The organism is Aeromonas intestinalis (assembly GCF_054052485.1).
In genome coordinates this window covers 1-452 of sequence record NZ_JBSTYK010000041.1, presented here as the reverse complement: position 1 = coordinate 452, position 452 = coordinate 1, and the positions used below count along the sequence as shown (strand labels likewise).

The window sequence follows — 452 nt, the reverse complement described above, 5'->3', positions numbered from 1 at the left end:
GTCACCACCTGCCAGGGAGCCCTGATTGCTCAGGGAGTCCCCCTTGAGCACCAGGTGCTTGTCACCCTGCAGACTGCCGCTGTTGTCCAGCTCACTGCCTTGCCAGCTCAGGGTCTCACCGGCCTGCACGTCTCCCTGGTTGTGGAGCTTGCCTGCCGTCAACTTAACCTCTTCTCCCCGCACCTTGCCGCCGATGGTTAGAGCATTGGCATCGACATTGAGCGAGTTGGCTTCTGTCTCACCATTCAGTGCCAGGTTATCAGCCTTGATGACCATGGCCTGGCCGCTGACCAGAGCGCCGCTCTGGCTGACCTCTTTACCCTGGATGTTCAACGCATGGCCGGCACCGACAGTACCACCCAGCGTCAGTTGCTCACCTGCGAGCGTGACCTCCTGGTTCGCAATCAGTTCACTGTTTTGACCCGTGGTCAGATACTGACCCAGCCACTGCA

General features: G+C 59.7%; 1 protein-coding gene. It reads right to left on the bottom strand.

Annotation, left to right across the window (positions count from 1 at the left end; all coding sequences use genetic code 11):
- A partial coding sequence (locus ACW5W7_RS21305) for a hypothetical protein (protein ID WP_456503002.1) occupies positions 1–452 on the bottom strand: 452 nt, incomplete at both ends.